The sequence below is a fragment of the Acetobacter pomorum genome, assembly GCF_002738225.1.
Lineage (GTDB): Bacteria > Pseudomonadota > Alphaproteobacteria > Acetobacterales > Acetobacteraceae > Acetobacter > Acetobacter pomorum.
On the sequence record NZ_PEBQ01000142.1, the window covers coordinates 1 to 26,704 of the forward strand.

The following is a 26,704-nucleotide window of genomic DNA, read 5'->3' on the forward strand; positions in this document are numbered from 1 at the left end:
AAAGTGCCTGTTCCGTCTCCTTCTTCAATCCATACAATATAGGAAGTATTTTAAGATCTAACAGGCCCTAGTGTATGGATCGGCCGTTATGCAGAAATCTGCGGCGGAATAGCACTGATGCTTATTGGCTGTTCAATTCTGTACACACACCTTACTTCTGTCGCCGGATAAGGTAAAAAATTAACCAGCCGCCGCCGCAGCAGCACGGATACCTGCAGCAGTCATGCCTGCTGTAAGTCGGGATGTCTGATCAATATCCACCAAAGGGTTGCGCGCAATATACAGCAACCCTTCTAAAGCTGTTGTTAAAACAGCGGCTGCAATAAAGTCCATGCGTTCCGGAGATGTGTTTTTCATGGGGACGACCCTGAGCAGATTTTGCTTGAGGTCATCCAGCATTTCCCGTGTTTCACTCATATTAAAGAGCTTGGCTCTGATATGATGCTGGTTGAGTTCCAGAAAATGCGGGGCGCCATGAATGCTTAGAAGCTCCCGAAAAGCCGCATACTGACTTTTCTGAAGCATTGCATCCAGATTATCTTCTTCGCTACGTGCCAGACGCGCTGCACCTCTTACGCGTTGTGCAACTTTTACGAGGATAATATCAAAAATGGCTTCTTTGGTTTTGTAATAATTATAGAAGCTTCCTGGTGAGACATTGCTAAGGGCAACAATGTCTCTTACCGTTGCTGCATCCAAGCCGATACTGGAAAAGACTTTCCATGCAGCGCTTTCAAAGGCATCTTGCTTAAATGCGCGCGTCATTTCGCGTTTTTGAGAAGCGCGATAGGACTTTTTGGGTCTGGTTGTTGTTGGTTTAGCCTTGGTAACGGGCTTTTGCGGGTGTTCCGTCAATTTTTTACAAACTCCAGTGTCCTTCTCGCTCTTTGTTTACAGTAAAATTCCTTTATCTGAAAGCGGCAATAAAATAAGCCTCCAAAAGAGATGTTTTTTCAATACAGTGCATAGGAGAGTGCAGTATTTTTATATTTCCAAAAACAAATACAAAACAAAATAAACAACAAAAACAAATAATATAAAATCCGTATAAATAAATATATTATTTTCATATATTATTCTGGTATCTGCCAATCGTTAACATTTAAGTAACCCTTTTGGCCGTGATCCATTTTATGAAACTCATCATTTAAAATGGCATCTTGAGCAGATGTCGGGAGCATAGCAAAGCCTCGTGATGAAAAATCATCTCTAGAAGATAGAATTTTTCTAACTTCTATATTGAATTCATCAAACGAGAGGTGACCATCATGATTGGTGTCTGCATCGTTAAAGTCTTTTTGTCTGTCTTGTTCAGAGTAGGTATTGGGGGCTGTTTCTGCATATAGTTTTTCAGGATGAACATTAAAAATAATGACAGAAAATACAAAAATTTTGCGCAGAAAGTCGTTGCGGAAATTTGCATTTAAAAATACCGGAAAATAAAGATATTTAGCAAAGGTAAGGTGATGTTTTCTTTTTGCGGAAATATCAGCCTGCATGTTGTAGCTATGCTCCTTATTTTAACAGAAACAAAAAGACTTTTGTGAGGGATCTTAAAAAATGACCAATATGTCAAGTTAGTATTTTCGAATGATACAGAACTATTTTGGTTCTTATTTTCTTTATGAATAGGAATTATCGCCGAAAAATGATTTTTAATGAAAATTATTTGCAAGAAAGAGAACTCAAATAAGAAAATAATTTTATCAATTTAAAGTTGACGTATTATTCGATTTTTGGCTTCCTGCATACAGCGCATTGCGGTTCATGCTCGTGTTTCAGCAATCTGTTCCGTAAATGCGCGTTGCATGCGTACGGCCAGTTCAATGGCTACGGGGTCGGGGGAAAGCTTACATGACGATAAAGCTGCACGACATGACACAGGTCATGCAGAACACAACACGTAGGGGTGTTGGAAGTTCTCGATGGCAAAGACCGGTTTACAAACACTTTCTACCCCCCTGTAACCATGCCTGTCCTGCGGGGGAAGATATTCAAGGCTGGTTGGCGCATGCACAGGCCGGAGATTATGAAAAGGCATGGCGTGCACTTACAGAAAATAACCCGATGCCAGCCGTGCATGGCAGGGCCTGCTATCATCCGTGTGAAGGTGGATGTAACCGAGGCAGTTTGGATGATGCGGTCTCCATTCATGCTGTAGAGCGCTTTTTGGGTGATTTGGCCGTGCAGAATGGCTGGAGTTTCCAGTCCGCTCCATCCACAGGCAAAAAGGTGCTGGTTATAGGCAGCGGACCTGCGGGGTTTTCCTGTGCCTATCATCTTGCCAGATTGGGGCATCAGGTTGAAATACATGAGGCTGCTGCAGAACCTGGTGGGATGATGATGCATGGCATCCCGGCGTACAGGTTGCCGCGGCAACCTCTTAAAGATGAAATGGCCAGAATAACCTCCATGCCGAATGTTACGTTGCGGTGTGGTGTGCGGGTTGATGATATTGCGCAGGCGCGCCAGCAAGGTGGGTTTGATGCCGTATTTGTGGCTGTAGGTGCCCAGTTGGGTAACCATCTCAATATTCCCGCAACAGATGGTAAAAAGTTGGTGGATGCTGTGAGCTTGCTGGATGAAGTAAGCAAAGGTGAAAAGCCCCAGCTAGGTCGCACCGTTGCCATTATTGGTGGCGGCAACGTGGCAATGGATGCCGCCCGCACAGTAGAACGTTTGGGTGCCAAAGATACGGTTTTGATTTTCCGTTATGATCCCAAACACATGGAAGCCCTGCCAAGCGAAGCTGAGGCCGCATTTGCAGAAGGGGTTAAGATTGAGTGGCTGAGCGTTGCTGACCATTTTGGCGCAGATGGGGTAACGGTTGAAAAAGTGACCATGAACCCAGATGGCACTGTAACGCCCACAGGGCAGACCACGCATTTACCCGCAGATGCAATGGTTATGGCTGTTGGTCAGCATAGTGACCTAGCATTGCTCAAAACAGCGCCTGCTATCAATATAAATAAAAATGATACTGTTGCAGTAGATGCCTCAACCCTCATGACCGGGCAGGAAGGTATTTTTGCAGGAGGAGACTGCATAGGCGGCGCACGCACCATGACAACCGCAACAGGCCACGGCAAGCTTGCTGCGCGTGCTATCAATGCTTATTTGGCCGGGCAGCGTTATGTGCATCCCCCAACGCATCCTCTTGTTTCATTTGATATGTTGCATCTGCCTGATTACGCGCAGGCAGAGCGAAGCAGGCAGCCAGAGCGCCCCTTAACGGAGCGGTCCGGGTTTGATGAAATATTTGCCGGTTTGGATGAAAAAACAGCTCGTTATGAAGCTGGTAGATGCCTTTCCTGCGGGAACTGTTTTGAGTGTGACAATTGCTATGCATCCTGCCCAGAACAAGCCATTACACGGCTAGGGCCGGGGAAGGGATATGCCGTTGCCATGGATATGTGTACCGGCTGTGCGGTTTGTGCGGAACAGTGCCCCTGCCATGCCATTGAGATGGATCCCGAACCAGTAGAGGCCACGCCTGCCAAGGGAAGTTTTGGTGAGCCTGTTATGCCAGCACGCTTTAAGGTGCGTGCATAAAATGGAGAATGTCATGACCGAACAACTCCAGACAATGGATGGCAATACATCTGTTGCGCATATTGCTTACCGTGTGAACGAAGTATGTGCGATTTATCCCATCACGCCTTCATCCCCCATGGCGGAACTGGCCGATACGTGGTCTGACCAAGGTGTGCAGAATATCTGGGGTGAAGTGCCCGTTGTGCAGGAAATGCAGGCAGAAGGCGGGGCTGCAGGGTGTGTGCATGGGGCCTTGCAAACTGGAGCACTTACTACAACATTTACGGCCTCTCAGGGCCTTATGCTCATGCTGCCCAACATGTTCAAAATTGCAGGTGAGCTGACATCAACAGTTTTCTATGTCGCTGCGCGCGCGTTGGCAGCGGGTGCTTCCTCCATTTTTGGTGATCATCAGGATATCATGGCCACCCGCACAACAGGGTTTGCCATGTTGGGTGCGGGCTCTGTGCAGGAATCCCACGATCTGGCGTTGGTTGCGCAGGCAGCCACGCTGGCTTCACGTATTCCCTTTATCCATTTTGCAGATGGTTTTCGTACATCGCACGAATACAACAGCCTTTCTGTGGTGTCGGATGATGTTATCCGCCAGATGATAGATGATCGGCTGGTGCATGCGCATCGGCAACGGGCGCTTAACCCGGAACATCCGTTCATTCGTGGCACGTGGCAAAACCCGGATACCTATTTCCAGACGAGAGAAGCCGTTAATCCGTTTTATGAGCGCGTACCTGCCATTGTGCAGGAAGCCATGAACAAATTTGCGTCTCTTACTGGCCGCCAATACGATCTGTTTCATTACTCAGGTGCGCCAGATGCGGAGCGTGTGGTTATTTCCATGGGCTCCGGCTCCGAAGTGGTGCGGGAAACAGCAAAGTGGTTGAACGCACAGGGTGAAAAAGTAGGCGCGTTGCAGGTGCGTCTGTTTAGACCATTCTCAGCCGAGCATTTTCTAAAAGCCTTGCCCGCAAGCGTAAAATCCATTGCAGTGTTAGATCGCACCAAAGAACCTGGTGCCCCTATGGAGCCACTGCATGCAGATGTTGTAAGCGTATTGGCAGAAGGGGTGGGGAATGGTCAGTTCCCACATATGCCGCGCGTAATTGGTGGGCGCTATGGCCTTTCCTCGCGTGATTTCAGCCCGGCTATGGCGCGAGCTGTTTTTGATGAATTAAAGAAATCCACACCCAAAAACCATTTTACAGTGGGGATTATTGATGATGTTTCCCACACGCATCTGGAATATGATGAAACTTTCGACATAGAACCAGAAAGCACTGTGCGCTGCCTGTTCTATGGCCTTGGTGCGGATGGCACAGTGGGAGCTAATAAGAACAGCGTTAAAATCCTGAGTGAAAAACCGGGCTGGTATGCGCAGGCTTATTTTGATTATGATTCCCACAAGTCTGGGGCCGAAACGGCATCTCATCTACGGTTTGGTAAATCCCCCATTGAGGCACCATATCTTATACGCCATGCAGATTTTGTAGCCTGCCATAAGTTCGATTTTCTGTTCCGGCGCGATATTCTGGGTGCTGCCAATAATGGGGCCACGTTTCTGCTGAACAGTCCCTATGCGGCAGACAAGGTTTGGGAGCAGCTTCCGCGCAAGGTGCAGGATCAGATTGTTGATAAAAAGCTACGGTTTTTTGTCATTGATGCTTCAGACGTTGCGCTTAAGCTTGGCTTGGGGCCGCGTGTGAATACCATTTTGCAAACATGCTTCTTCCATCTCTCCAATGTTTTGCCGCCTGATGAAGCTATTTCTGAAATCAAAAAGTCTATTCAGAAAACATATGGCGCAAAGGGTGATAGCGTTGTGCAGCTTAACTTCCGTGCAGTGGATGCCGCAGTGGCGGCCTTGCATGAAGTAGCTGTGCCGGCCAAGGCAGATGGCACATTGCCTATGCCGCCAGTTGTGCCTGCATCTGCCCCGTTGTTTGTGCAGCAGGTTACAGCAGAAATTATGGCGGGCAGGGGGGAGAGTATTCCTGTAAGCCGTATTCCGGCAGACGGCACTTTCCCCGGTGGTACAACTCAGTACGAAAAACGCAATATTGCGGTAGAGGTGCCAATCTGGAACCCGGATACATGTATCCAGTGCGGGCAATGCAGTATCGTATGTCCGCATAGTGTCATTCGTGCCAAAACATACGAAGAAAAGGATCTGGAAAGTGCGCCGGAAAGCTTTAAATCAGCTCCGGTGAATGCACGTGGTTATCCAGATTCCCGCTTTACACTCCAGTTTTATGTAGAAGATTGCACGGGTTGCGGTGTGTGTGTTGAAAACTGTCCGGCAATTAACCCGGATGGAGAAACACGCGCCATCAATATGGGAGAAAAGCTACCTATTCTGGAACAGGAGCGCGGGAATATCGCGTTTTTTGAACACCTTCCAGAAGTAGACCGCGCCGCGATTAACGAAGCCAACGTGCGCGGCGTGCAGTTTCTGGAGCCTCTGTTTGAATTCAGTGGTGCTTGCGCCGGGTGTGGTGAAACACCTTACCTGAAACTCATCTCCCAGTTGTTTGGGGATAGGTTGCAGATTGCCAACGCCACAGGCTGTTCAGCCATTTATGCGGGGAACACCCCTGCGCATGCATGGAAATCCAATGCCCAGGGGCGTGGGGTAGCTTGGTCCAACTCCCTGTTTGAAGATAATGCGGAATTTGGCCTAGGATTCCGTCTGGCTGCAGATAAGCAGGAATCTCTGGCACGGCAACTGTTGCAAAAACAGGCCGATATTGTGGGGCAGGATCTGGCAACGGCCATTATGAACGCTCCCCAGATGACGGAAAGTGAATTTGCGCTCCAGCGTGAACGTGTAAGCGCGCTGCGCAGCAAGTTAGCAGGTATAAATACACCAGATGCCGCCATGTTGCTTTCTGTGGCAGATTTTCTGATCCGCCGTTCCATCTGGATTGTTGGGGGCGATGGCTGGGCATACGATATTGATTACGGCGGCCTAGACCATGTGTTGGCACAAGGGCGCAATGTAAACGTGATTGTGCTGGATACAGAGGTGTATTCCAACACGGGTGGGCAATCCTCTAAAGCAACACCGCTGGGTGCCTCTGCCAAATTTGCGGCAGGTGGCAAACGTGTGCCGCGTAAGGATCTGGCTTTGCAGACCATTGCTTATGGCAACGTGTATGTGGCCCAGATTGCGCTAGGGGCTAACCCGGAGCAGGCCATTATCGCCATGCGGGAAGCAGAGGCATATGAGGGGCCATCTCTTATTCTGGCGTATTCGCAGTGTATTGCGCACGGCATAGATATGCGCACGGGCATGAAGCAGCAGGCACGAGCTGTGGCATCGGGGTATTGGCCATTGTTCCGGTTTGATCCCACCATGCGCAAAAGTGGGCTTAATCCGTTCCGGCTTGATTCAACCCGCCCACGTATTTCATTGGAAGACTATGCGTATCGGGAATTGCGTTACAAAACGCTCACTCGTACACATCCAGAAAGTGCCGCGCACTTGTTGCATCAGGCACAGGCAGCAGCCGATGAACGCTACCGGATTTACGAAGATATGGCCGCCCGTGATGGCAGCCGCTTCCTCCCCCATTGGGAAGATGTGAACTGAGGCGATACGGGAGCATTATGGCAATGGATATGCGCACAAACTATCTTGGGCTGGAATTGGCTCACCCCGTCGTGGCTTCGGCGTCACCTTTAACGGCAGATCTGGAAGGTATTTTGCGTGTGGCAGATGCCGGTGCCTCTGCCATTGTGATGGCTTCTGTGTTTGAAGAAGATATTCAGGCGCAGGAACTGGCAGAGGCAGCTTTGTGGGAGACGGGAGAAAATTCTCACCCAGAAGCTGCGGGGTATTTCCCCGTCATGCATCATGCCTCTCCGCTGGATGGAAGGTTGGCAGTGTTGCGGAGTGCATCAGAAAGGGCTGGTGTGCCTATTATCGCCAGCCTGAACGGCTGCACACCCGCAGGCTGGTTGCGTTTTGCCAAGGATATGGAGCAGGCGGGCGCGGCTGCTATAGAACTCAACTTCTGGCATGTTCCAACCAATCCAGATGAAACAGGCGCGCAGGTTGAGGAGCGCTGCATACAGGTGCTGCGTGATGTTCGCGCACAGGTTAAGGTGCCGGTAAGCGTTAAGCTTTCTCCCTTTTTCAGCTCACCGGGCAATATGGTGAAACGGTTATCGGAAAACGGGGCAGGCGGTATTGTTCTGTTCAACAGTTTTTACGAGCCCGGCTTGCGTTCTTTAACAGAGAGCGCAGAAGTGGATTTTGTTCCCAGTTCTGCTTACGAATTGCGGCTACCGCTTATGTGGGCAGCGCTGCTTTCAGAACATTGTCAGGCTGATCTGGCAATTTCTGGCGGTGTCCATTCCGGCATGGATGTTGCTAAATGCCTATTGGCTGGAGCGGATGTAGCCATGGTGGCATCAGTGCTGTTGCAGAAAGGGCCGAATTATATTTCAACCCTTCTGAATGAACTGCGTGAATGGATGTCTATGCAGAATTTGGGGGCTGTAAAGGAATTTAAGGGCCGTATGGCAGCCAGAGGTACAGCGGCCCAAGCAGAAGATTTTTTGCGCACGCAGTATAGGCATATCTTATCTGCGCATCTCACTGACATTGCCGGATAATCGTAAAGATGAATGATATAAACAATATCCTTTCTAGCAAGGCACAGATTTCACAATATACGCATGATACTGCGGAAATGCCGGGAAGTTCAGTGTCAACCAGCCATCAGGCGTTTGAACAATTGGTCTCACGCGCTGTTCAATTGCCGGGGCAGGTGCCTGTCGGTATTGTCTGGCCGTGTGAACAACATGCCCTTGAAGGTGCAATGGATGCTGCACAACGGAACATTATTGAACCTGTTTTGATAGGTGATAAGGGCACAATTACATCTGTGGCGCAGGCAAGTGGCATTGCATTGGATAAAGCTGTTTTTATTGATGCCGCAACACCAGCAGAAGCTGCCCAGAAAGCAACGGCATTGGTAAGGGAAGGGCGTGTAAAAGCGTTAATGAAAGGCAGCCTGCATACAGATATTTTTATGCATGCTATTGTTGAGGCTGATAGTGGTTTACGCACCAACAGGCGTATTAGCCATGTTTTTGTATTGGCTGTACCCGGTTATGAGAGTTTGGTATTTGTAACTGATGCAGCTATCAATATTTTCCCAGATTTGGATGTCAAACGCGATATTGTTCAAAACGCGATAGATCTACACAACGGGTTGGGTTTGGGTGCTCCGCGTGTTGCTATTCTTTCTGCTGTAGAAACGGTTAATTCCAAAATACCGGGAACAGTTGATGCCGCATGTTTGTGCAAGATGGCTGAACGTGGGCAGATACAAGGGGGTGTTCTGGATGGCCCTTTGGCTATGGATAATGCCGTAAGTGTTGAAGCGGCAAAAATAAAGAACATCGTTTCCCCCGTGGCGGGGCGTGCGCAAATTCTGGTGGCTCCAGATCTGGAAGCCGGCAATATGCTGGCAAAGAATATGATTTTCATGTCTGGCGCAGATTCCGCAGGCATTGTTCTGGGGGCATCTGTTCCCGTATTACTTACCAGCCGAGCAAACAGTGTGCAGGCGCGTCTGGCTTCCATAGCTATTGGGGCGCTTTATGCTCATCATCTTGCCGGTGGGCAGGGCTGAAAAACAGCCGCATAACAAGGAAGAGTATCCGTGCAGGATGTAGTAGTTGTTTTTAATAGCGGATCTTCAAGCCTGAAGCTGACGATTTACGCTTTCTCGGGCAAGGTTGATCCGCAGGTTCTGCTGCATGGAGAAATTGAGGAGTTCCCAGATCACTCTCAGTTTACGGCCAAAGATGCGGAGGGAAAGCTTCTTGCGCAGGAAAAATGGCCGGAAACGGGGCTGCATATTTACAGTCATCTTTTCCAGTGGTTTGAGCAGTATTCCGGCCAAGGGCGCGTAATGGCTGTAGGGCACCGGATTGTGCATGGCGGGGCAGAATTTCTGCAGCCGGTTAAAATTACGCTGGAGACGCTCAAGCAACTGGATAAACTTACACCGTTTGATCCGTTGCATCAGGCGGCTACGTTGGCTCCTGCAAAAGCTATTTTTGAAAAGCGGCCTGATATTTTGCAGATCGCCTGTTTTGATACCACTTTTCATCAAACTATCCCGGAAATGGCGCGGTTGCTGCCTCTTCCGCGCCGTTATGCAGATCATGGCATACGCCGTTACGGGTTTCATGGTATTTCATACAGTTATATTGCAGGCCGCTTGGCAGAAATTGATCCTGCACTAGCGCAAGGGCGTACTATTATTGCGCATCTGGGAAGCGGCGCCAGCTTGTGTGCACTGCTGCATGGTAAAAGCGTAGAAACAACCATGGGGTTTTCCGCCCTTGATGGGCTGATGATGGGCACACGCTGCGGCGCGATAGATCCGGGTGCTCTGCTTTACATGGTGCAGTCTGAAAAAGCAGATTGGAAAACGCTGGTTACCACGCTCTATCATCAATCGGGATTGTTAGGTGTTTCGGGCGTAGCGTCCGATATGCGTATTTTGCGCGCAACATTGGCGCAAAGTCAGGATGCCGTGCAGCATAAGAATATTTCAGAAGCGCTTGGGCTGTTTATTTACAGGATTGTGCAGGAAATTGGTGCATTAACTGCCGTTATGGGTGGTTTGGACGGTATTGTGTTTACTGCAGGTATTGGGGAGCATGATCAAAATCTACGTGCAGATGTCTGTCAGGCTCTGGCATGGATGGGTGTGCAGATTGATGAAATCGCTAATGCAGCCCATGCGCCGATTATCAGCAAAACAGGTAGTAAAATAAAAATCCGTGTCATACCTACAAATGAAGAACTGCAAATCTATCGTAGTGTTCTTCCTTTTCTTGATTTAGGAAAATAAAATTAAATATATTCCTGAGTCGAGAAAATAATTTTCGTAGAAGTTTGGATAATATTTCTGCATTCTATTTCCTGATAAAGGATTGGGAAAGGTATTTGTATGCCCCGTTGGGTATGGTTGGCCGGAAGTGTTCTGGCTGTTTCCGCTGTGGCCGCTGGCGTGCTGGTTGCTGGCCTTCCACACTATAATCTGGCGCATATTGCCTCAGATAAACTCAGTGCATCACTCGGCCGCAAAACCCAGATTGAGGCACTGCATGTGCGTTTGGGAAGGTGGGTTACGGTAGATCTGGATAATCTGCATCTGGCCAACATTCCCCAAGGCAGCCGTGCAGATATGATCACCTTGAAGAATCTGCATGCTCAAATCCTGCTTAGTTCTTTGTTTAATGGGCATATGCAGGCGCGAGACGTGAAAATTGACGGATTTTCAGGCCTGTTCGAGCGTACGCCTGAACGTGAACCGAACTGGCGCTTTGACAAAAAGACATCTTCTGCGCCATCCAGGCCAAAAGAGACTAGCGGTAAAATATGGTTTCCGGGGCTGCGTGATGCAGCCATTACGGATAGTGAGGTTATCTATCGCTCAGCGCATGGGCATAGCTATGTAACGGGCCTTAAGGCAGTTGCTCTGCATTCAGCAAGCGACAGCACACCATTACTGATGGACGTGAACGGTGCGTATAATGGCACGCCCGTAACATTGCAGGCCAACATGCAGCCAATAAATGTTTTGCGCCAAGCGGGTAAGCCTTACGGAACCGATATTCATGCGGCCTCAGGTGATTTATCGCTTCACCTGAATGGTACCATGACAGACCTTTTTGATTTTGATGACATTGATGCAAAGCTAGATTTACAAACAGCAACATCTCGCCCAATCATGGCTTTTGCAGGTGAGGCTGATAGCAAGATTACACAACCTGTTACGCTATCGGGGCACTTCACGCATAAAGGGGATGTGTGGCATCTTGATCATACAACCGGTTCGCTCAAGGAAAGCCCGATCCGCAGTGCAGATGTAACGTTTACAGAAGGCGCCACAGGGCAGCCTGATAAAGTTGCAGGCTCCATGGCGTTTTCTCGCCTAAACCTGAATGCTCTTTTGGGCAGTTCTTCCGAAAAACCCAAAACATCTGCGAACGGTATTGACGTGCCGCTACAGGTGCCTTTGAAGCCTGATCCGCTGATCAATGTGACACTTGCTGCAGATACGGTGCTGTATAATGCGCTTGTTTTTAATCAGGCCCAGATCAGTTTAAGCCAAATGCCTGGCCGAATTGATGTGAGTTCCATGAAGATGAATTGGCTTGGGGCCAGTATTCAGGCTTCGGGGCATTTATTGGCTGGTCAGAAAGGCACGCGTGTGCAGGCTACAGTGAATGTAGATAACGGAGATATTGACCAGTTCCGTAAGCAAGCAGGGTTTTCTCCTTTTCCGGTAGGAGGAAAGCTGAATATTCGCGTACTGACGCATGCAGATAATATCCAGACTTTGAATGAAGCCTCGCGCCTAGCCAATGTCACGGCTGCCGTGGGCATGAATACAGGCACCATTTCCCGCGAAGTGATGGATATTGCCACAACAGATGTTGGGGCACTCTTTCGCCAGAGTAAAGGCAAGGCGAGTGTATCGTGCTTGTTGGGAGCGTTGGAAATGCATCAAGGCAAAGGTGTTGTGCAGCCATTACGCATAAAATCGGATGCAGGAAGTATTGTGGGAAAAGCTGAGTTTGATTTGAACAAAAAAGCATTTGAACTGGTTTTTGCCAGCAATGGCGCCAAAGGTATGTTGGCTATGGAAATTCCCGTTATGGTAAGCGGCTCTTTTAGCAGCCCACATGTAGGGTTGGCTAAATGGTCTGGCCGTGGGCGAGAGCTTTTGAAAGAAGCAGATATGGCGGCACTTTTACCTCCTGAACTGAAAAGCTTTACGGCGGGCTCGGCCTGTAGCCGTGGGATGAGCGTAAAATAATGATACCAGAGACATCTGCTTCTGAACAAAAGCCGGAATTGACGACAGGAACCAGACCTGTGCTGGTTGCTCTGTTTGCCTGCACTCTTGTGCTGGGCGCAGTGTGGATTTTAGAGCCTTTTATTCCCGCTCTTATTTGGGCTGGCACTATTGCCGTAACCATGTGGCCATTGCTCCTGCGGTTACAGGCGTGGTTACACGGCAGCCGAAAAATGGCTATTTCCTGCACACTTTTGGTCGCTCTGGCCTTGTTTGTGCTGCCATTCTGGATGGCCGTTTCTACGGTGGTAAAGCATGCTGATGCATTTGGCCGCATTATCCCTTACATCAAATCTTTAAAGTTACCTGATCTGCCGGAAAAACTGCTTCATCTGCCTCTGGTGGGCGAGTATTTGGGTAAATGGTGGCAGCATCTGCAAAACATGAAGCCAATGGATATTGTGCAGCAGGCTGTGCCACAACCAGATCAGATCATGCATTATCTGATGTCTTATGCAGGCAGTATTGGTATGCTTGCAGTGCAGTTTTTGCTAACTTTAATTATACTCGCAGCGTTTCTTGCAAAGGCTGAATATCTCATCACCACCTCAGAAAGGTTGGTAGGAACGTTATCAGGCAAGCGCGGGCAGGAAATGCTGGAATTGGCTGTGCGTACTATCCGGGGGGTAGCGCTAGGGGTTACTCTTACCGCTATTGTTGAAAGCCTAGTGGGCGGTGGCGGTATGTATCTTACAGGTGTGCCGTGGGCCAGTATTCTTACAGCCGTTACTTTTATGGCATGTTTGTTGCAAGCCGGACCAGGAATTACACTTTTCCCGGCTGTGATCTGGGTTTACTTTGATAAAGGAATGGTGTCAGCAATTGTTCTACTTGCCATAACTTTTTTAACCATTTTTCTGGATAACATGTTGCGGCCTTATCTGATCCGCAAACAGGCAGATGTGCCATTGGTCCTTATTATGATGGGGGTTATTGGTGGGTTGGCTGCCTTGGGTTTGGCCGGTATTTTTGTTGGACCGATGATCCTTTCCATTACCTATACATTGATTAAGCAATGGATGGAAAGTAATCAGGAAGCCTGATTTTACACTGATATAACAAAATAATACCCCCTCAATATCTTGTATTTATATCAAGATATTGAGGGTATTCTATAATTACTTATTGGGCTTGGTGGTGAACACACAGGCAGCCAGAATAATCATGACAACCTGCAAGATACCGCTCTGCACCGCATCTTTTTTATCCTGATGCTGAACAGCCTTGCGGCTGCGCACACCGGCAATTCCGTGGCTGGCAATAAGGCTAAGGCCTAACCAAGGGCGATATGTTTTGCCCCAGCCGTCTTTACGCAGGAGGCAGAAACCGAGAATACCAACCAGACCTGCAGAACCCATTGTGGCTAAATGAACAGATTTTTCTTGGCCATCCAGTTCCTTGTCTTTGCTGTATGCGGCCATAGCTGTCCACGCTGCACTCAGGCCTATGGCGGTAGCTTTTAGGGTAGGGAATATACATTTTTTAATGAGGCTCATGGATAATGCGTCCTTCGGTATAATCTTGATTCTGTTAAGATTTGGGACTTCGATACGGTCTTTGCAAGATTATCAAAGATACCCTGCCATGGCCTGAGAACAGGGCAGGCCAAAAGCACCCAGAAGATTGTAGGGTTGTATTTATGCATGGCCACGCAACGTGTAAGTGCAAAAATTTATGTTGATAATGATTCTTAATAATGTATGTGTGCAGCAAGCTCTGCTTTTTAACTTGTATGAAAGCTGGCGTGACTTTTCCGCATGAGGTTCATGACTTTATATAAACGCATGTGCGGGAAGAGCATGGCCAAATCTTTTCTGCCTAAACGCAATGCCGGTGGTAAGTATGTTTCCTGAATACATGATGTGGGTTGCAACAGGGACAACTCTTTCTGGGTGCTGCATGCTTTATGCCACGTCTCGTAATCAATACATATTTGCAGCACCTGTTCGCCACAAAGGCTTGTTCAGAACAGTAGGGTGGGGGGAGTTGGCGCTTTCTTTTTGCTGTCTCTGGCAGATCAAAAGCGCAACTGCTGCACTGTTTATGCAAATACTGTTGATGATGCTTGTATGGCTTCTCTTCCCCATTGCTGTTGCTGTGTTAAGGCAACGCTAAGCATTATGCGTAAATATACTTATACAAGCCAGAACTGGTTTGCCAAAGTAACAGCCGCAGTTGTGCCAGGTAATATTCTTACCTTTGGCCTTGTTGGTGTTGTTGGCATTCTCTCCCATGCAGATAGTGATCCACGAACAGCATCTGCTCAGTTTTTAACGTGGCTCACGGTTTTGCTGTGGTGCATTGTTTTACCAACCTGCTTTTTGTTTTCTAATGGCAAGCGTGCTTGGAATTACCTGTCTGTTTCTGCCTTATGTGTTTGGGGCCTGTTTTTTGTTTTAAAGGCTCTGCAGGCATGAAAATACGTACAGATATTGTGCAGATGTATCGGGATATCCATAGTTGGGTGGGTATTCTGGCGGGGCTGTTTCTTTTTGTAGCGTTTTACGCTGGAGGTATCAGCGTTTTTGAAGTGCCTCTTCAAAACTGGCTCACCAAACCGGCTGCTTTGCCTGCACCCGTAAGCGTGCAGCAAATGCCTGATCTGATGCAAAAAGCATTCGCAGCTTACCCAGAGGCACAGCAAGAATACACGGTTGTGCTCTCTCCCACGGTTTCTTTGCCCGCTAGGCTGATGTGGCCCGTACAGGCTGGGCAAAGGCATGCCGGGCCAGTGGATATGATAGCTGCTTCATTAGATGCAGGGGGGCATCTGATTACGGTGAAGCACAAACCATCCGAAGTGGCGCATTTCATAGATGAACTGCACGAAAATGTAGGGCTGCCAGTTTTTATGCCTTACAGTAGATGGTTCATGGGTATTATTGCGCTGTTATATGCCATTGCGCTGGTGTCTGGTGTGATTGTGTTTTTGCCTATGTTGGCAAAAAACCTATTTGCCTTGCGTCTTGTAAAAGGGGCGTGGAAGAAATGGCTTGATATTCATAACCTTCTGGGCGTTTTCAGTCTGCCTTTTCATGTGGTTATTGCTCTTTCATCTGTACTTTTTGCGTATCATGGCGTGATACATAATGTGCAAACCATGATGTTTTCAGCCCCGGCGGCCATTCATAATCACCATTCCCATGCAGAGAAGGTAGACCATCAGCCCGTTGCGCAGAGTTTCCCTCCCACTCTTGCGCCAGAAGAAATTGTGCGCGCTTTGCAAAAGCAGGCTCCCGGCTTTGTGCCAGATGTTTTGAACTATGCAGCAGCTGACAAAGCAAAACAGACTTTATACGTTATCGGGCATGATGAGCATTATATGATGCGTGGCCCGGCTGGTGGCCTTGCCCAGCTTGACCCAGCTTCTGGCAAAATACTTTCTACGGAGTATATGCCTGGCCTCCAATCTGCGCCGTTCAGTATTTTGACCACCTTTTTCGCACTACATTTTGGAAGTTTTGGCGGAAATGCAGTAAAATTTGGATATTTAATATTGGGCCTGGTTGGAGCATTTCTTTTCTATTCTGGTAACAGGTTGTGGCTGATATCGCGCTATAGAAAAGAACAGAAAAACGGGGCAACAGAACCCGGTAGAGGCACCAAATTTCTTACGTGTTTAACATATGGTAGTATTTTTGGCTGTGTTTCCGGTATTTCTGTTCTTATTAGCACAGCACTTCTAACATCGTATTTTGGAAGCTATTTAAGTGTCAGCCTTCTTTATTACGCCGTTTTTTGTATCTGCCTTGGGGTGTCTTTTGTGGTGCCAGATACAATGCGCGTACGCGTGCTAGGAATGTGCGTTGTAATGACAACTCTTGCCATTCCCTTGATATACGTTTGTAAATCTTTGGTATCTTAGGCTTGTTTACCTGCCGGCATATATAAAGGTTTCATATTATATATTGCCGGCAGTACGTTTTGTATTTGGCGCTGTAACGCAGAATACTGTGGTTTAACGTGGCGCCAGAAGACGGAAGAGTGGCCCCGTTAATACGGTGGAAACAACTGCCAGCACCATCAAAGAGGCAAAGGCAAAGTCGGAAAGCATGCCTTGCTCATGCAAGATAGTGGCGGCAACAATTTCCATTAGCCCTTTGCATTGCAGAAGCGCTCCAATACCCAAGGCTTGTCTGGGCTTCAGCCCCGGTGTGGGCGGAAACACATAAACCGCGCCAATCTTGCTCAGGATAGAAATGCCCACCAAAGCAAAAGAGGCTATGATGGAAGGCCAGGTCAGGGCATCTCCATTTATGCGTAGCCCGCTGTGGCCGAAGAACATTGGCGCCAGCCAGATAAGGGCAAACGTTCCAACCTGCTCTATAGGTAGGCGTCTAACCCAACTTGGCGGCATAATTGCACCGGCAAAGTATGCGCCTATCAGTTCATGCAATCCAAGCTGCATGCTGGCCCATGATCCGGCAGCCAGATAAATGGGAACCGTTACCCAGATAACCCATGCAGGAGGATGACGAAAATGGCGAGAAGCCCAGTTGCCAGCCGCAGCTAGCCCAACCAGTAAGGCAATGGCCAGAAATTCCAGCCCTGTCCAACCATGGAGAGCCGCTGTGCCTCTATGCGCAAACTGTAAAACAGCAAGGCCAACCCACAAGGCCGCATCATCTACTACAGCAAGCTTAAGTGCCAATTGCCCTAACGGACGTTGGGCAGCATCAAGTTCTCTTACCACCCCAATCAGAACCGGAAGTGCACTTACGGAAATGCACAAACCGATGGAAGCTGCGGCAATAAGAGGTGAGGCCAGAGGGGCTTGCCATCCATGCAAGGGCAGAAAGCAGGTATAGGCCAAAAAGGATCCCACCAGAAAGGGAATACCTAAGGCAACACCAGCACCACCTAATAGACGGCCCAGAGAGGGGGAGGCTATGGCATGGGCAGATGTGTCACCCTCTGGGTGCTGCCACATTTCCAAGCCGGCGGTAAATGCCAGAACCAATACAGCAACCCACCCGATGGTATCACCATAAGATGAGGGAATGCCCAGTTCCTGAATAGGGGCGTGCCATACCGCTAGCAGAATGCCAATAAGAATGGGTAATACAACAATGGGCAGGGCTTTATGCAGAAGGCGCCACAGCACCCAAGGAAGGAAAACAAAAATTGTGGCATCCGTGAAAAGCGATGTCATTGCTGTGTCGTTCCGTCCCTTGTTGTTGAAGACTGATCCTTTGTAATCGAAAACCATGATGGTATGCAAATTTCGCATATCAGAATGAAACGATATGTTGCGTGTGCACAGGTTTAGGGTGAATTACAACGGCACGCGTATAAGAAACATATCTAAAGTATATTATAAATATAGATAATTTATAATATGTAGAAAACATATTAATATTTCATTTTCACTTGGTTCTTAAGAGATGTTGAATTTTTAAGGGCTTTGCAAACATCTGGCTGCATGATGTGTGCAAAAGTTTTTAACCAACGCAAATGGATGGGTAAAAGTTGCTGGTAGATTGAACGCCTAGGTCCAGGATTTTAGGCCATAAAAGGGAGCTGCGGGGTTTCTGCAAAGCGAATTGCGTAGAAAACCGTGTTTATTTTGTGGCTGGAGGATTGCCATTTTGCGCACGGTATATTATTTCTAATTCGAAACGTACGTATTGGTCTTGCAACTGCGGTGAAGGCATCATGCAGCTTAATACTTTAACTGTGTTTGGCTGGTGGTAAGTGCAGATCAATACGTTTCGTGTTCGTCACTATTTCTGATGCGCAAGAGAAGTGATACATGCGACAGACCCTGACCGATCGAAGTGCCTTCAAATTTGTATTGCTATCATGTTGCGCTGCATTTTTGTGTGAAACAGGTACGCCAACAGCCCACGCCCAGACATCTGCACCTGCCCAGGTTCAGGTGGGAGACATAGCCAAAACCCTCAAGCCCGAAGAGGCAGAAAAGGGTGCAGGCACACCAACAGATGGGGAAGAACCGACTGCCACCTCTCTTTCTGAAGAAGAAGAGGCCATGAAGCCCAAGGCGGGCAATCTGTTCCATGTCAAACCCGGCCATACCCCTACATACTGGGAAGGGCTGGAAGGGCATGTTTCCATTGAAGCGGGGATTTCAGGCAACCCTTGGACACGCTCTGGCCGCAACTTTGCGCAGTATTATTCAGATCGCGCCAATACGGTTACGCTGAACCAGATCATTGGCTCCCTGTCCCATCCGGTCACATCGGTGGGCAGTGGATATGGCATCGGCTTTGTGCTCGAAGCCATGTATGGTTCCGATGCACGGTTTGACCCCACAATCGGCATGGGTTCTGGCTCCCTGCACGGTCTGTATCAGTGGGCGCCCACACAGGCGCATCTGGATGTGCACCTGCCGTGGATCTTCAAGCGCGGTATTGATGTGCAGATCGGCCAGATGTACGGCATCATGGGAGCGGAAGGCACGCCAGCTCTGGCACGCCCCTTCTACACCTACAACTACGCATCCGATTATATCGTGCCGTTCCAGACGGTGGGTATTCTGGCCACCATGCATCTGACACGCCACATGGACTGGATTTTGGGGGTGGATGCGGGCAACTCCACAACCTTTGGCGCCTCGGGCAACAACAACAAGCCCAAGGGCTATTTTGGTCTGGCGTGGAACAAGCTGATGGATGGCAAGCTGGATGTGCATGCCATCGGGCATTTTGGGCCGCAGGGCAACAATGGCCGCACCATTGTCTCCCCCACAGGGTGGGTGAGTGCGGGCATTGGCAAGCAGGCCAACAGCCTCATGCAGTATAATGCGGATGTCATGGCCACGTATCATATCAATGACAAGATGACCGTTTCCGTGGATGGCACCTATCTGCACGATGATTCCCTGCGTGATGATGCCTATGGCGTGACAACCTACTTTTCCTACGATATCCACCCCTGGCTGACATTCAATGCGCGTGGCGAAATCTTCCGTGACAACACGGGTGGGGTCATTACGGAATATTCCAGCTTCAACTCGCTCACGCAGGCACTCAGCAACCAGCCATTCCCCTATTACAACGCGTTGCCGACCACCTATGGGGAACTGACGGTGGGTGTCTCCTATCGGCCAGAGTTCGTGAACAAAAGGCTGTCTCTGGGTGGCTTTACCATCCGGCCTGAAATCCGGCTGGATAAATCCCTTAACGGCACGCACCCATTCAACCAGGCTGGAACCGTGCAGAACCCAACCGTCAATAACGGCACAAACAACATGCTCTGGTTCAGTTGTGATGCAACCTGGTCTTTCTAAAGTATTCTTGAAAACATAGAGGTGATAAGAATACGGGAGATATAAAAAACATAATCTCCCGTTTTTCTGATCTTCTATTTTGGAATGTATAAGAATGCTGCATCTGCCTGAATATGTCGGGCTATGCTATTTTGAACACTCACAGAACAGCTGTCTCACCAACTGTCTCACGCATGAGACAGTTGGTAACATTTTCTACAAACTCGCGTGAAAAACAGGACAAAAGTGTGACGATATTGCGTCCTTTTGTGTTGTGCAGGGCCATTGGTCGCTGCGGGGGTATGATGCCTTAAAATCATGCTGTCGTAACGGCTCGTGAAACTGTAGAAAGAGCACGAGTATGCGAGAGAGTCAGGCGAGGTTATTCTCGCTCATAACCTCTATTCTGCTGGCCATTGTGGGGCTTTTCCTCTTCTTTGGCGGCGCGGAACTTCTGTTTCTTGGTGGTTCCTGGTTTTATATTATTGCTGGCGGTGTCATGCTGGGGGCCGCTCTTAGCGGTTTTCGCAAGCCTGCTCTGGCTATGCGGCTGTATGCAGCTTTGCTGCTTGTGGCCACTATCTGGTCTTTATGCGAAGTCGGGCTGAATATCTGGGGCTTGGAAGTCCGCCTGTTTACGCTTATCGGGCTTGGTGTTTGGCTGCTGCTGCCGGGTGTCTGGCGTTCGGGCAATAGCTGGCTGACTGATAAGCGCGAAGTTCTCGGTTCCTTGGTGGTTTCCTGCCTTGTTGTCGTGGCAAGCTGCTTCAGTTCTTATTCCATTGACGGCACTGTACCGGCAGACCGTATGACTGCAAGCGGTCAGTCTGATGAGACATCAGCAGGTGTGCCAGATGGGGATTGGACAGCCTATGGCCGCACCGTTGGTGGAGACCGTTACACACCATTGGGGCAGATTACAGCGTCCAATATCTCGCATCTGAAGCGTGCATGGGTTACCCGTACAGGGGATGTGCAGCAGCAGGGCGAAGGCACTGTAGCTGGGCCAGACCAAGGGCATGAGTTCAACCTGGAACTTACGCCCATTAAGGTTGGTGATACACTTTACATGTGCACACCCCATAGCTGGGTGATGGCGCTGGATGCAGCCACAGGTAAAGTAAAGTGGAAGTTTGATCCACACCCCGCAACGGCAGATTTGGACAAAAACGTCTATCTGGCTTGCCGTGGTGTGTCTTACTACCATATTCCCGATGAAATTCAGACAAGCTGCCGTAACCGCATTTACTCCCCAGTTGCCGATGTGCGCATGGTGGCCGTGAATGCAGAAACCGGTAAGCCCTGTGAAGATTTTGGTGATCACGGCTTTATTTCCCTGCGCCAGTATCTGGGCCATGTGCCGCACGGGTTCCATTTTGTAACCTCACCCCCAATGGTGGCCAAAAACCGTGTGATCACTGGTGGGTGGATTTTTGATAACCAAGCCAATTTCGAGCCTTCCGGTGCTATCCGTGCGTTTGATGCGACAACAGGTGAAATTGCCTGGGCGTGGGATGCAGGCCATCAGCCGGAAACATGGAAGCCTGGCCCGAATGATGAACTGACGCGTGATACCCCCAATGCCTGGGGTGTTTACACGGCAGACCTCAACCTTGGTCTTGTTTACATTCCTACAGGTAACTCTCCGCCAGATAACTGGGGTGGAAGCCGCCGTCCGTTTGACGATGCAACATCCTCTGCCACAATCGCTCTGGATATTGTAACGGGTGAACGCCGCTGGACCTACCAGACCGTGCATCACGATCTGTGGGATATGGATATTCCCTCCGGCCCATCTATGGTTGAACTGCCCGGCCCGAATGGTGAGCAAATTCCAGCACTGGTGCAGAGCACCAAACGTGGTGAGTTCTTTGTTCTGGACCGCCGTACCGGCACACCTGTTCCGGGGTATCCGGTGGAAGAAAAGCCGGTTCCCACAGCAGGCCATGCGCCGGATGACCGCGTATCTCCTACGCAGCCTTATCCTGTTGGCATGCCTTCTCTCACACCCGCTAATCTTAAAGAGTCCGATATGTGGGGGGCAACGCTGCTGGATCAGATGATCTGCCGTATCCAGTATCGTCAGTCTGCTTACGAAGGGCAGTTCACACCACCACATGTGGGCAAAACAACCATTGTTTATCCTGCATTCTACGGTGTTGTAGACTGGCAAGGTATTACCATTGACCCGCAGCGTAAGATCATGCTGGCCAATGCAAGCTACCTGCCTTTCCGTATCAAGCTGGAAAAACGTACGGGAATGGAGCAGGCAGGTACGTTGCCAAAGTGGACTGGCAGTGGGGAAGAGCCCGCACCTAAAGGTGATGCCCTTTCTGTTTCTCCAGATTACGGCACACCATATATTGCGCTCACCAACCCGTGGCTGAACCCACTGCAGATCCCCTGTAAGGGACCGGTCTGGGGCACGCTGACGGCAATCGATCTGGTTACCAAGAAGATTGTCTGGCAGCACCCTGTTGGCACAACGCGAGATACGGGGCCTTTCCGGACCCATAACAACCTGCCTTTGCCTACCGGTATGTATAATATTGGTGGCAACATTATTACCAAAGGTGGCGTTGTGTTTATGGGTGCCACAGCAGATGACTATCTGCGGGCCTTTGATCTGGCGAGCGGCAAGGTGATCTGGCGTGATCGTCTGCCAGCAGGTGGGCAGGCTACACCAATGAGCTACGAAGCTGGTGGCAAACAGTATGTGCTGATTGCAGCCGGTGGTCACGGTGGCCTTGGCACCAGAAGCGGTGATTACATTATCGCTTACACACTTGATGGTGAGAAAGCTTCTCCCGCTCAGTAACGCGTTAACACATTGGGGTTCCAGTTTATCTGGAACCCCGCATCACGCGTTTATTTGATTGTTACTGCTACTTATCGGAATATTCATATGCGTTTGATAGAAGGCGGGGAGCGTCTGCTTTCCCTCGTGCGTTTCGTCATGCCTACTGTGATCGTGTGTCACGTAGTTCCTGCGCGAGCTGCGGATATCACGTTGGGTATTATTGGCCCTCATGAATATGACCTTCCTGTAGATTTCAAGCCGTTTAACGTGCTTGTGCAGTATGGCGATGGAAATGCCGCAGGCCATAGCTATGGCAGTGGTGGACAGCGCACGCCCACTGGCGGCAGTCACACGTGGTCGGGTATGACAAAATATGTGCATTTCCGTAGCTTTGAAGCCATTCCCCATGTTGGGTTTGCTTTTGAGCTGATCCAGACGGAAAGCTACAAACTGGCAGATGGCACAAATTATGGTGGGTTAGGGCCAACTATTGTTGGGCCAGCCGCATGGTTTAAGCCCAATAAGCATAGTACTTTTGGCATACAAACCTTTATGCAAACGCCATATGGTACAAGGGATGCAACATCCACCAATTATTGGTCAAATATATCCAGCTTAATATTTGACTATGAATGGAAGCACTTCAGTTTTGATGGTGATGCTGGCACGGTTGTGGGGTCTACAAAACACCAAAAAGACCAGCACAGTTATTCACCTGGCGTGGTATTTTATACCAACCTGCGATTTAGCTGGAAAGCGACCAAGAAGTTTGAGCCATTTCTTGCGTTTGACTGGCAGAATGTAACAGGAACGCGGGATAACACGCTGCGCCAGTATCTGGATAATTCCAACAGCCGGGAAATCGCTCTGGGGCCGGGGCTTATGTACAATATTAACCAGCACTTTTCGCTAACAGCCCGTTACTCGCACTCTCTTGAAGGGCGCAATACACCAGAAACGAATGCCTATTACATCAAGTTCGTTTATCTTTGGCAGTAAGTTTTATTGTTGAGTAACAAAAACTTTACTGGGTAAAGGCAGGTAAAAAATAAAATACACAATATCCCTATGAGAGTTATATTTTTTATGTATAAGAGGAAGGCAACGTTAGCAAAGTCTTTAATATGTCCTTGTCGGATATGGTAGAGCCCCCCGCGATGAATACACGGCCTTTTTCTCAGCGTATTGATTCCAAAGCAGAAAGTCCGGCAGAAACAGTCCAGAAATCCTGGATACGTTGCGAGACATCCTACCAGCTAGATCCTTCCCAAAAATGGAAAGCCGATGTGTTGTGTGGTGCAGAATTTCGGCATGTCAGTAGCCGATCCGCATTGCTTTTGCGCCAAGCTTCGGAAGAAATGCAGCACCTTTTTGCTTTGGTGCAAGGCTTGGGCCTTATGGTGTTGCTGGCTGACCCAAACGCCATGATTCTGGCGCGTTGTGCGGATGAAACACACCTTTCTGTTTGTCGCCGCCTTAATTTGCGTGAAGGCGCTATCTGGAGCGAAGCCATTGCGGGCACAAATGGTATTGGCACTTGTGTAGAGGACAGATGCCCAATCTTTCTGGGGCGCGGCGCGCATTGGCGCTTCTGCTTTTCCTTGCTGATCAGTTACGCTGTGCCGATATTTGATGCGCAGGGGCGGGTAGCAGGGGCTTTAAACCTTGCATCCATGAATGGCAAAACAGAACAGCCCATAGACAAATTGCTTATGGAAACGCTTGCGCAATCTGGTCGGCGTATTGAAGAACAGCTTTTCCGTAACAGTTATGAGGGGCAAAAAATACTTACCTTGGGTTCTGTTAGAGGCTGCTCGGCACCTTTGGTTTCTATTAACGATCAAGGGGAAATTACGGGCGCAACGCATGCTGCGCGTGAATGGATGGGCTGGACAGATCAAACCATTGCCCAACATCCCAATTTGCTAACGGAACTGGAAGAAGGTTCGGAAATCAGTTTCCAAAAAGCAGAAGAAAACGTTATCCGCTCAGCTTTGGCTGTTTCTCAGGGGAACGTCACGCAGGCTGCTCGTGGTTTGGGAATTAGCCGTGCAACGCTTTACCGCAAGATGAAGAGCTTTGGTATTAACTAAAAGCCTTTACTGAAACGGGAAATACCGGAAAGTAACGTAAACTGTGTTGCCCGATGTTGCGGGGTCTACGCTATTGCCATGTCCATCATTCCCCTTAAAGGCGAACTTGCGCACAAAGGTATATTGCAAGCCTGCCATCATGCTTCCGTAACGGCCTTGCAAAAAGTGCCACCAGCCGCCAGCGGTAAAGGAGGCAAGGGTGTGTGTTTGTGCGCTACACACTCCAAATTCTACATCGCACCCAGCCAGATCCAGATCGTTTACGCCGTACCCATATTGTTTGCCATCTGCGCCAATATAACGTTTGCGGCCAGCAGCTTCCACGCCTCCATAAGTATAAAGCAGCACAGAAGAATTGGGGTGGCCCACCAAGCCAAGTGACCCCATAATTTCGGGAACAGGCGTTAACTGCCCACGGCCGTTGAATGTTGTATCTGGTATCTGGGTTGGCCCATAGCGCCCAATACCATCACCGGCCAGAACATCACCGGTAAGGTGTAGGCGGTTTGTGCCCAACGGAGCTGTCATACCCGCACCTACGCCACCGCCAAAATGCGTATGCTTTTTGGTGGTTGTAGCACCCGGTTCTACAGCAAGGGAGCGGAACCAACGTGCAAGGCCAAATACTTCATAATGACCGAAGGATGTATCTGCTGCGGCCTTCAAAATCATGTCTGGAACAGGGTTGTAAGAATAATTTGTTGCTGCGTTCAGTAACATCCCCCCAGTATTGGCATAGTAAACACGGGCACCTTCTGCTTGCCCACGCGCAGCAGGAATGGTGCTGCCAGAACTGATGGTGGAAGAGAAGCCAACAGTGGCCTGAGGGTCCTCAATAGAAAGGCCCAGCCAGTATTTCTGGTTCCAGTCCTTGCCAATTCGGATTTGCGGTACGCGGGTAAAGACAATACCTGGCAACTGGTTGTTATCTGTAACAGCGGGCAATTCTTCCTGGCGGGGAATAATGCCTTTGGCGTAGTTTGTGGCCAAGCTCCATGCTTGCCCCATAAGAATATGCAAGCCCCAATCTTTTTGGGTGAACGTAAAGTAACCTTGCCGCAGGCGTGGCGTATAGCCGTTAATCTGCACACTGTTGGTTGTGCTGCCAGAGCCCGCAAAATCACTTTCAACATAAGCCTGCAAACGGGAAGACTTGCTGGGGTTGGCTTCCATCAAGATAGACAGGCGGCTGAGTTGGGCGGAAAGCCGTTCTTCAGACAAGCCGTGGTTGGGGCTGTTGGCGTAAGGAAAATTGCCCCAGCCCGTTGCTGGGCCGCTGGTCATGTTCGAACTACGCCAGATATTAGACATATCTATAAAACCACCGAGTTTTACAGATATCCCACCAATACTGAAAATGGGCGGTAGCCTATCAACTTCTGTTTGCGTAATGGCCGTAGGGCTGGAAGATGAGAGGTCGATTGAAGAATGGCTTTTTTCGTCTGCATCTGTGCTGGCCGCCACATCGGATCCAGAGGCTCCGGGTAGCCATTTAAAGCCTAGCCCACCTTTAGCTGTGCCTCCATGTGTATCGGATGCTGTTTTAACAGGAGCTTCATCCGGTGAGAACCGAATGGAAGGATCTTCCCGGTCTGCTGGGTTTGCGTAAGCGGTGGCAAGTTTATTGCTGGTACGTGGGGGGGAAGGTGAGGTGGTGCCGTGGGCAACATTACGCGTAGAGGCAGAGGTGCCTGCATGCCGTTTGGCCTGACGGGATTCAATAGCTTCTACCTGAGCGGCCAATCGGCGCATTTCCGCCTTGATGGCTGCCAGTTCCTGCGCATCATCTGCCAGAGCGGGGGCAGAAAGCAGTATGGCGCAGGTAAGAACGCTCCCTGTCAGTAACAGTTTTCTCATATTTTCCACGGTATGTGCACGCTGAATGCTGTACCATTTCACGATGAAATTATTTGCATGATAATTTTTTATTGAATCATGCATTGAGCCAAGTCCATGAGGGCGCAAAACGTCACGCCCTTTTGAATGATATAAACAAAGCGTGTAGAATAAACGTTTGGCTATAGCAAGTCTATCAAGTAGCCAAATTCATAGCAGAAATGCATTCTGGTTTTTCTAGGGCCTGTTAGCACTTGATCCAGTCTGCGGCGGCAGCGATGTGGATGACCGCGAGGAACGAGGTTGC

General features: G+C 49.2%; 18 protein-coding genes. 13 read left to right on the plus strand and 5 right to left on the minus strand.

Annotated elements, in window-relative coordinates:
* Nucleotides 1-180 precede the first annotated feature (180 nt).
* A complete protein-coding gene (locus CSR02_RS09990) occupies nt 181-855 on the minus strand; it encodes a TetR/AcrR family transcriptional regulator (RefSeq protein WP_003625447.1) in 675 nt (224 codons plus the stop codon).
* Nucleotides 856-1,073: 218 nt separating this feature from the next.
* Complete coding sequence (locus tag CSR02_RS09995; protein WP_099541545.1) at nt 1,074-1,499, minus strand: EF-hand domain-containing protein; 426 nt, start codon at nt 1,497-1,499, stop codon at nt 1,074-1,076.
* Between the two features lie 298 nt (nt 1,500-1,797).
* Between CSR02_RS09995 and CSR02_RS10000 the strand changes: the two genes are divergently transcribed.
* The 7 genes from CSR02_RS10000 to CSR02_RS10030 all read left to right on the plus strand — a co-directional run bounded on the left by CSR02_RS10000 (nt 1,798) and on the right by CSR02_RS10030 (nt 13,483).
* The gene (locus CSR02_RS10000) at nt 1,798-3,552 is read left to right on the plus strand and encodes an NAD(P)-binding protein (RefSeq protein ID WP_099541546.1); all 1,755 of its coding nucleotides are present in this window, start codon (nt 1,798-1,800) and stop codon (nt 3,550-3,552) included.
* 1 nt (nt 3,553) lies between these two features.
* Entirely contained in the window at nt 3,554-7,141 is a 3,588-nt protein-coding gene (gene nifJ / locus CSR02_RS10005) for a pyruvate:ferredoxin (flavodoxin) oxidoreductase (protein WP_099541547.1), read from the plus strand.
* A gap of 17 nt (nt 7,142-7,158) precedes the next feature.
* A complete protein-coding gene (locus tag CSR02_RS10010; protein ID WP_099541548.1) occupies nt 7,159-8,169 on the plus strand; it encodes a dihydroorotate dehydrogenase-like protein in 1,011 nt (336 codons plus the stop codon).
* A gap of 8 nt (nt 8,170-8,177) precedes the next feature.
* Nucleotides 8,178-9,194, plus strand: coding sequence for a bifunctional enoyl-CoA hydratase/phosphate acetyltransferase (locus tag CSR02_RS10015; RefSeq protein ID WP_099541549.1), 1,017 nt, complete (start codon nt 8,178-8,180; stop codon nt 9,192-9,194).
* Nucleotides 9,195-9,224: 30 nt separating this feature from the next.
* Nucleotides 9,225-10,427 carry an acetate/propionate family kinase gene (locus CSR02_RS10020; RefSeq protein ID WP_099541550.1) on the plus strand — a complete coding sequence of 401 codons (1,203 nt, stop codon included), beginning with the start codon at nt 9,225-9,227 and terminating at the stop codon, nt 10,425-10,427.
* A 99-nt stretch (nt 10,428-10,526) separates the two neighbouring features.
* Nucleotides 10,527-12,401 carry an AsmA family protein gene (locus CSR02_RS10025; protein ID WP_099541551.1) on the plus strand — a complete coding sequence of 625 codons (1,875 nt, stop codon included), beginning with the start codon at nt 10,527-10,529 and terminating at the stop codon, nt 12,399-12,401.
* Nucleotides 12,401-13,483: an AI-2E family transporter gene (locus CSR02_RS10030; RefSeq protein ID WP_099541552.1), complete on the plus strand. Its 1,083-nt coding sequence runs from the start codon at nt 12,401-12,403 to the stop codon at nt 13,481-13,483. The genes CSR02_RS10025 and CSR02_RS10030 overlap by 1 nt, the downstream gene beginning before the upstream one ends.
* A gap of 75 nt (nt 13,484-13,558) precedes the next feature.
* Here CSR02_RS10030 and CSR02_RS10035 read toward each other — a convergent pair whose 3' ends face one another.
* Nucleotides 13,559-13,936: a hypothetical protein gene (locus CSR02_RS10035; protein WP_183172709.1), complete on the minus strand. Its 378-nt coding sequence runs from the start codon at nt 13,934-13,936 to the stop codon at nt 13,559-13,561.
* 624 nt (nt 13,937-14,560) lie between these two features.
* Here CSR02_RS10035 and CSR02_RS10040 point away from each other — a divergent pair.
* Both CSR02_RS10040 and CSR02_RS10045 read left to right on the plus strand, forming a co-directional pair.
* The gene (locus CSR02_RS10040) at nt 14,561-14,857 is read left to right on the plus strand and encodes a hypothetical protein (protein ID WP_244176941.1); all 297 of its coding nucleotides are present in this window, start codon (nt 14,561-14,563) and stop codon (nt 14,855-14,857) included.
* A complete protein-coding gene (locus CSR02_RS10045; RefSeq protein WP_099541553.1) occupies nt 14,854-16,305 on the plus strand; it encodes a PepSY-associated TM helix domain-containing protein in 1,452 nt (483 codons plus the stop codon). The genes CSR02_RS10040 and CSR02_RS10045 overlap by 4 nt, the downstream gene beginning before the upstream one ends.
* Before the next feature lie 93 nt (nt 16,306-16,398).
* Here CSR02_RS10045 and CSR02_RS10050 read toward each other — a convergent pair whose 3' ends face one another.
* Nucleotides 16,399-17,592 carry a cation:proton antiporter gene (locus tag CSR02_RS10050; protein WP_167384129.1) on the minus strand — a complete coding sequence of 398 codons (1,194 nt, stop codon included), beginning with the start codon at nt 17,590-17,592 and terminating at the stop codon, nt 16,399-16,401.
* A gap of 600 nt (nt 17,593-18,192) precedes the next feature.
* On the opposite strand from CSR02_RS10050, the gene CSR02_RS10055 reads away from it, so the two are divergent.
* The 4 genes from CSR02_RS10055 (at nt 18,193) to CSR02_RS10070 (ending at nt 24,561) form a co-directional block, all read left to right on the plus strand.
* Entirely contained in the window at nt 18,193-19,689 is a 1,497-nt protein-coding gene (locus CSR02_RS10055; RefSeq protein ID WP_020943950.1) for an outer membrane beta-barrel protein, read from the plus strand.
* 340 nt (nt 19,690-20,029) lie between these two features.
* Nucleotides 20,030-22,486 (plus strand): membrane-bound PQQ-dependent dehydrogenase, glucose/quinate/shikimate family, encoded by a 2,457-nt coding sequence (locus CSR02_RS10060; protein WP_099541554.1) that lies wholly within the window; start codon nt 20,030-20,032, stop codon nt 22,484-22,486.
* A gap of 87 nt (nt 22,487-22,573) precedes the next feature.
* Nucleotides 22,574-23,467, plus strand: a complete 894-nt coding sequence (locus CSR02_RS10065; RefSeq protein ID WP_003630995.1) for a transporter — start codon at nt 22,574-22,576, stop codon at nt 23,465-23,467.
* Between the two features lie 125 nt (nt 23,468-23,592).
* A complete protein-coding gene (locus tag CSR02_RS10070; protein WP_174714324.1) occupies nt 23,593-24,561 on the plus strand; it encodes a helix-turn-helix domain-containing protein in 969 nt (322 codons plus the stop codon).
* A 6-nt stretch (nt 24,562-24,567) separates the two neighbouring features.
* On the opposite strand, the gene CSR02_RS10075 is transcribed toward CSR02_RS10070, so the two are convergent.
* Complete coding sequence (locus CSR02_RS10075; protein WP_099541555.1) at nt 24,568-26,502, minus strand: hypothetical protein; 1,935 nt, start codon at nt 26,500-26,502, stop codon at nt 24,568-24,570.
* Nucleotides 26,503-26,704 lie beyond the last annotated feature (202 nt).

What these genes read in the sequence shown, in the direction of transcription:
- CSR02_RS09995 (WP_099541545.1), bottom strand. Translation starts at nt 1,499, where the DNA reads ATGCAGGCTGATATTTCCGCAAAAAGAAAACATCACCTTACCTTTGCT.
- CSR02_RS10000 (WP_099541546.1), top strand. Translation starts at nt 1,798, where the DNA reads ATGCGCGTTGCATGCGTACGGCCAGTTCAATGGCTACGGGGTCGGGGG.
- nifJ (WP_099541547.1), top strand. Translation starts at nt 3,554, where the DNA reads ATGGAGAATGTCATGACCGAACAACTCCAGACAATGGATGGCAATACA.
- CSR02_RS10010 (WP_099541548.1), top strand. Translation starts at nt 7,159, where the DNA reads ATGGCAATGGATATGCGCACAAACTATCTTGGGCTGGAATTGGCTCAC.
- CSR02_RS10015 (WP_099541549.1), top strand. Translation starts at nt 8,178, where the DNA reads ATGAATGATATAAACAATATCCTTTCTAGCAAGGCACAGATTTCACAA.
- CSR02_RS10025 (WP_099541551.1), top strand. Translation starts at nt 10,527, where the DNA reads ATGCCCCGTTGGGTATGGTTGGCCGGAAGTGTTCTGGCTGTTTCCGCT.
- CSR02_RS10030 (WP_099541552.1), top strand. Translation starts at nt 12,401, where the DNA reads ATGATACCAGAGACATCTGCTTCTGAACAAAAGCCGGAATTGACGACA.
- CSR02_RS10035 (WP_183172709.1), bottom strand. Translation starts at nt 13,936, where the DNA reads ATGAGCCTCATTAAAAAATGTATATTCCCTACCCTAAAAGCTACCGCC.
- CSR02_RS10040 (WP_244176941.1), top strand. Translation starts at nt 14,561, where the DNA reads ATGCGTAAATATACTTATACAAGCCAGAACTGGTTTGCCAAAGTAACA.
- CSR02_RS10045 (WP_099541553.1), top strand. Translation starts at nt 14,854, where the DNA reads ATGAAAATACGTACAGATATTGTGCAGATGTATCGGGATATCCATAGT.
- CSR02_RS10050 (WP_167384129.1), bottom strand. Translation starts at nt 17,592, where the DNA reads ATGACATCGCTTTTCACGGATGCCACAATTTTTGTTTTCCTTCCTTGG.
- CSR02_RS10055 (WP_020943950.1), top strand. Translation starts at nt 18,193, where the DNA reads ATGCGACAGACCCTGACCGATCGAAGTGCCTTCAAATTTGTATTGCTA.
- CSR02_RS10060 (WP_099541554.1), top strand. Translation starts at nt 20,030, where the DNA reads ATGCGAGAGAGTCAGGCGAGGTTATTCTCGCTCATAACCTCTATTCTG.
- CSR02_RS10065 (WP_003630995.1), top strand. Translation starts at nt 22,574, where the DNA reads ATGCGTTTGATAGAAGGCGGGGAGCGTCTGCTTTCCCTCGTGCGTTTC.
- CSR02_RS10070 (WP_174714324.1), top strand. Translation starts at nt 23,593, where the DNA reads ATGTCCTTGTCGGATATGGTAGAGCCCCCCGCGATGAATACACGGCCT.
- CSR02_RS10075 (WP_099541555.1), bottom strand. Translation starts at nt 26,502, where the DNA reads ATGCATGATTCAATAAAAAATTATCATGCAAATAATTTCATCGTGAAA.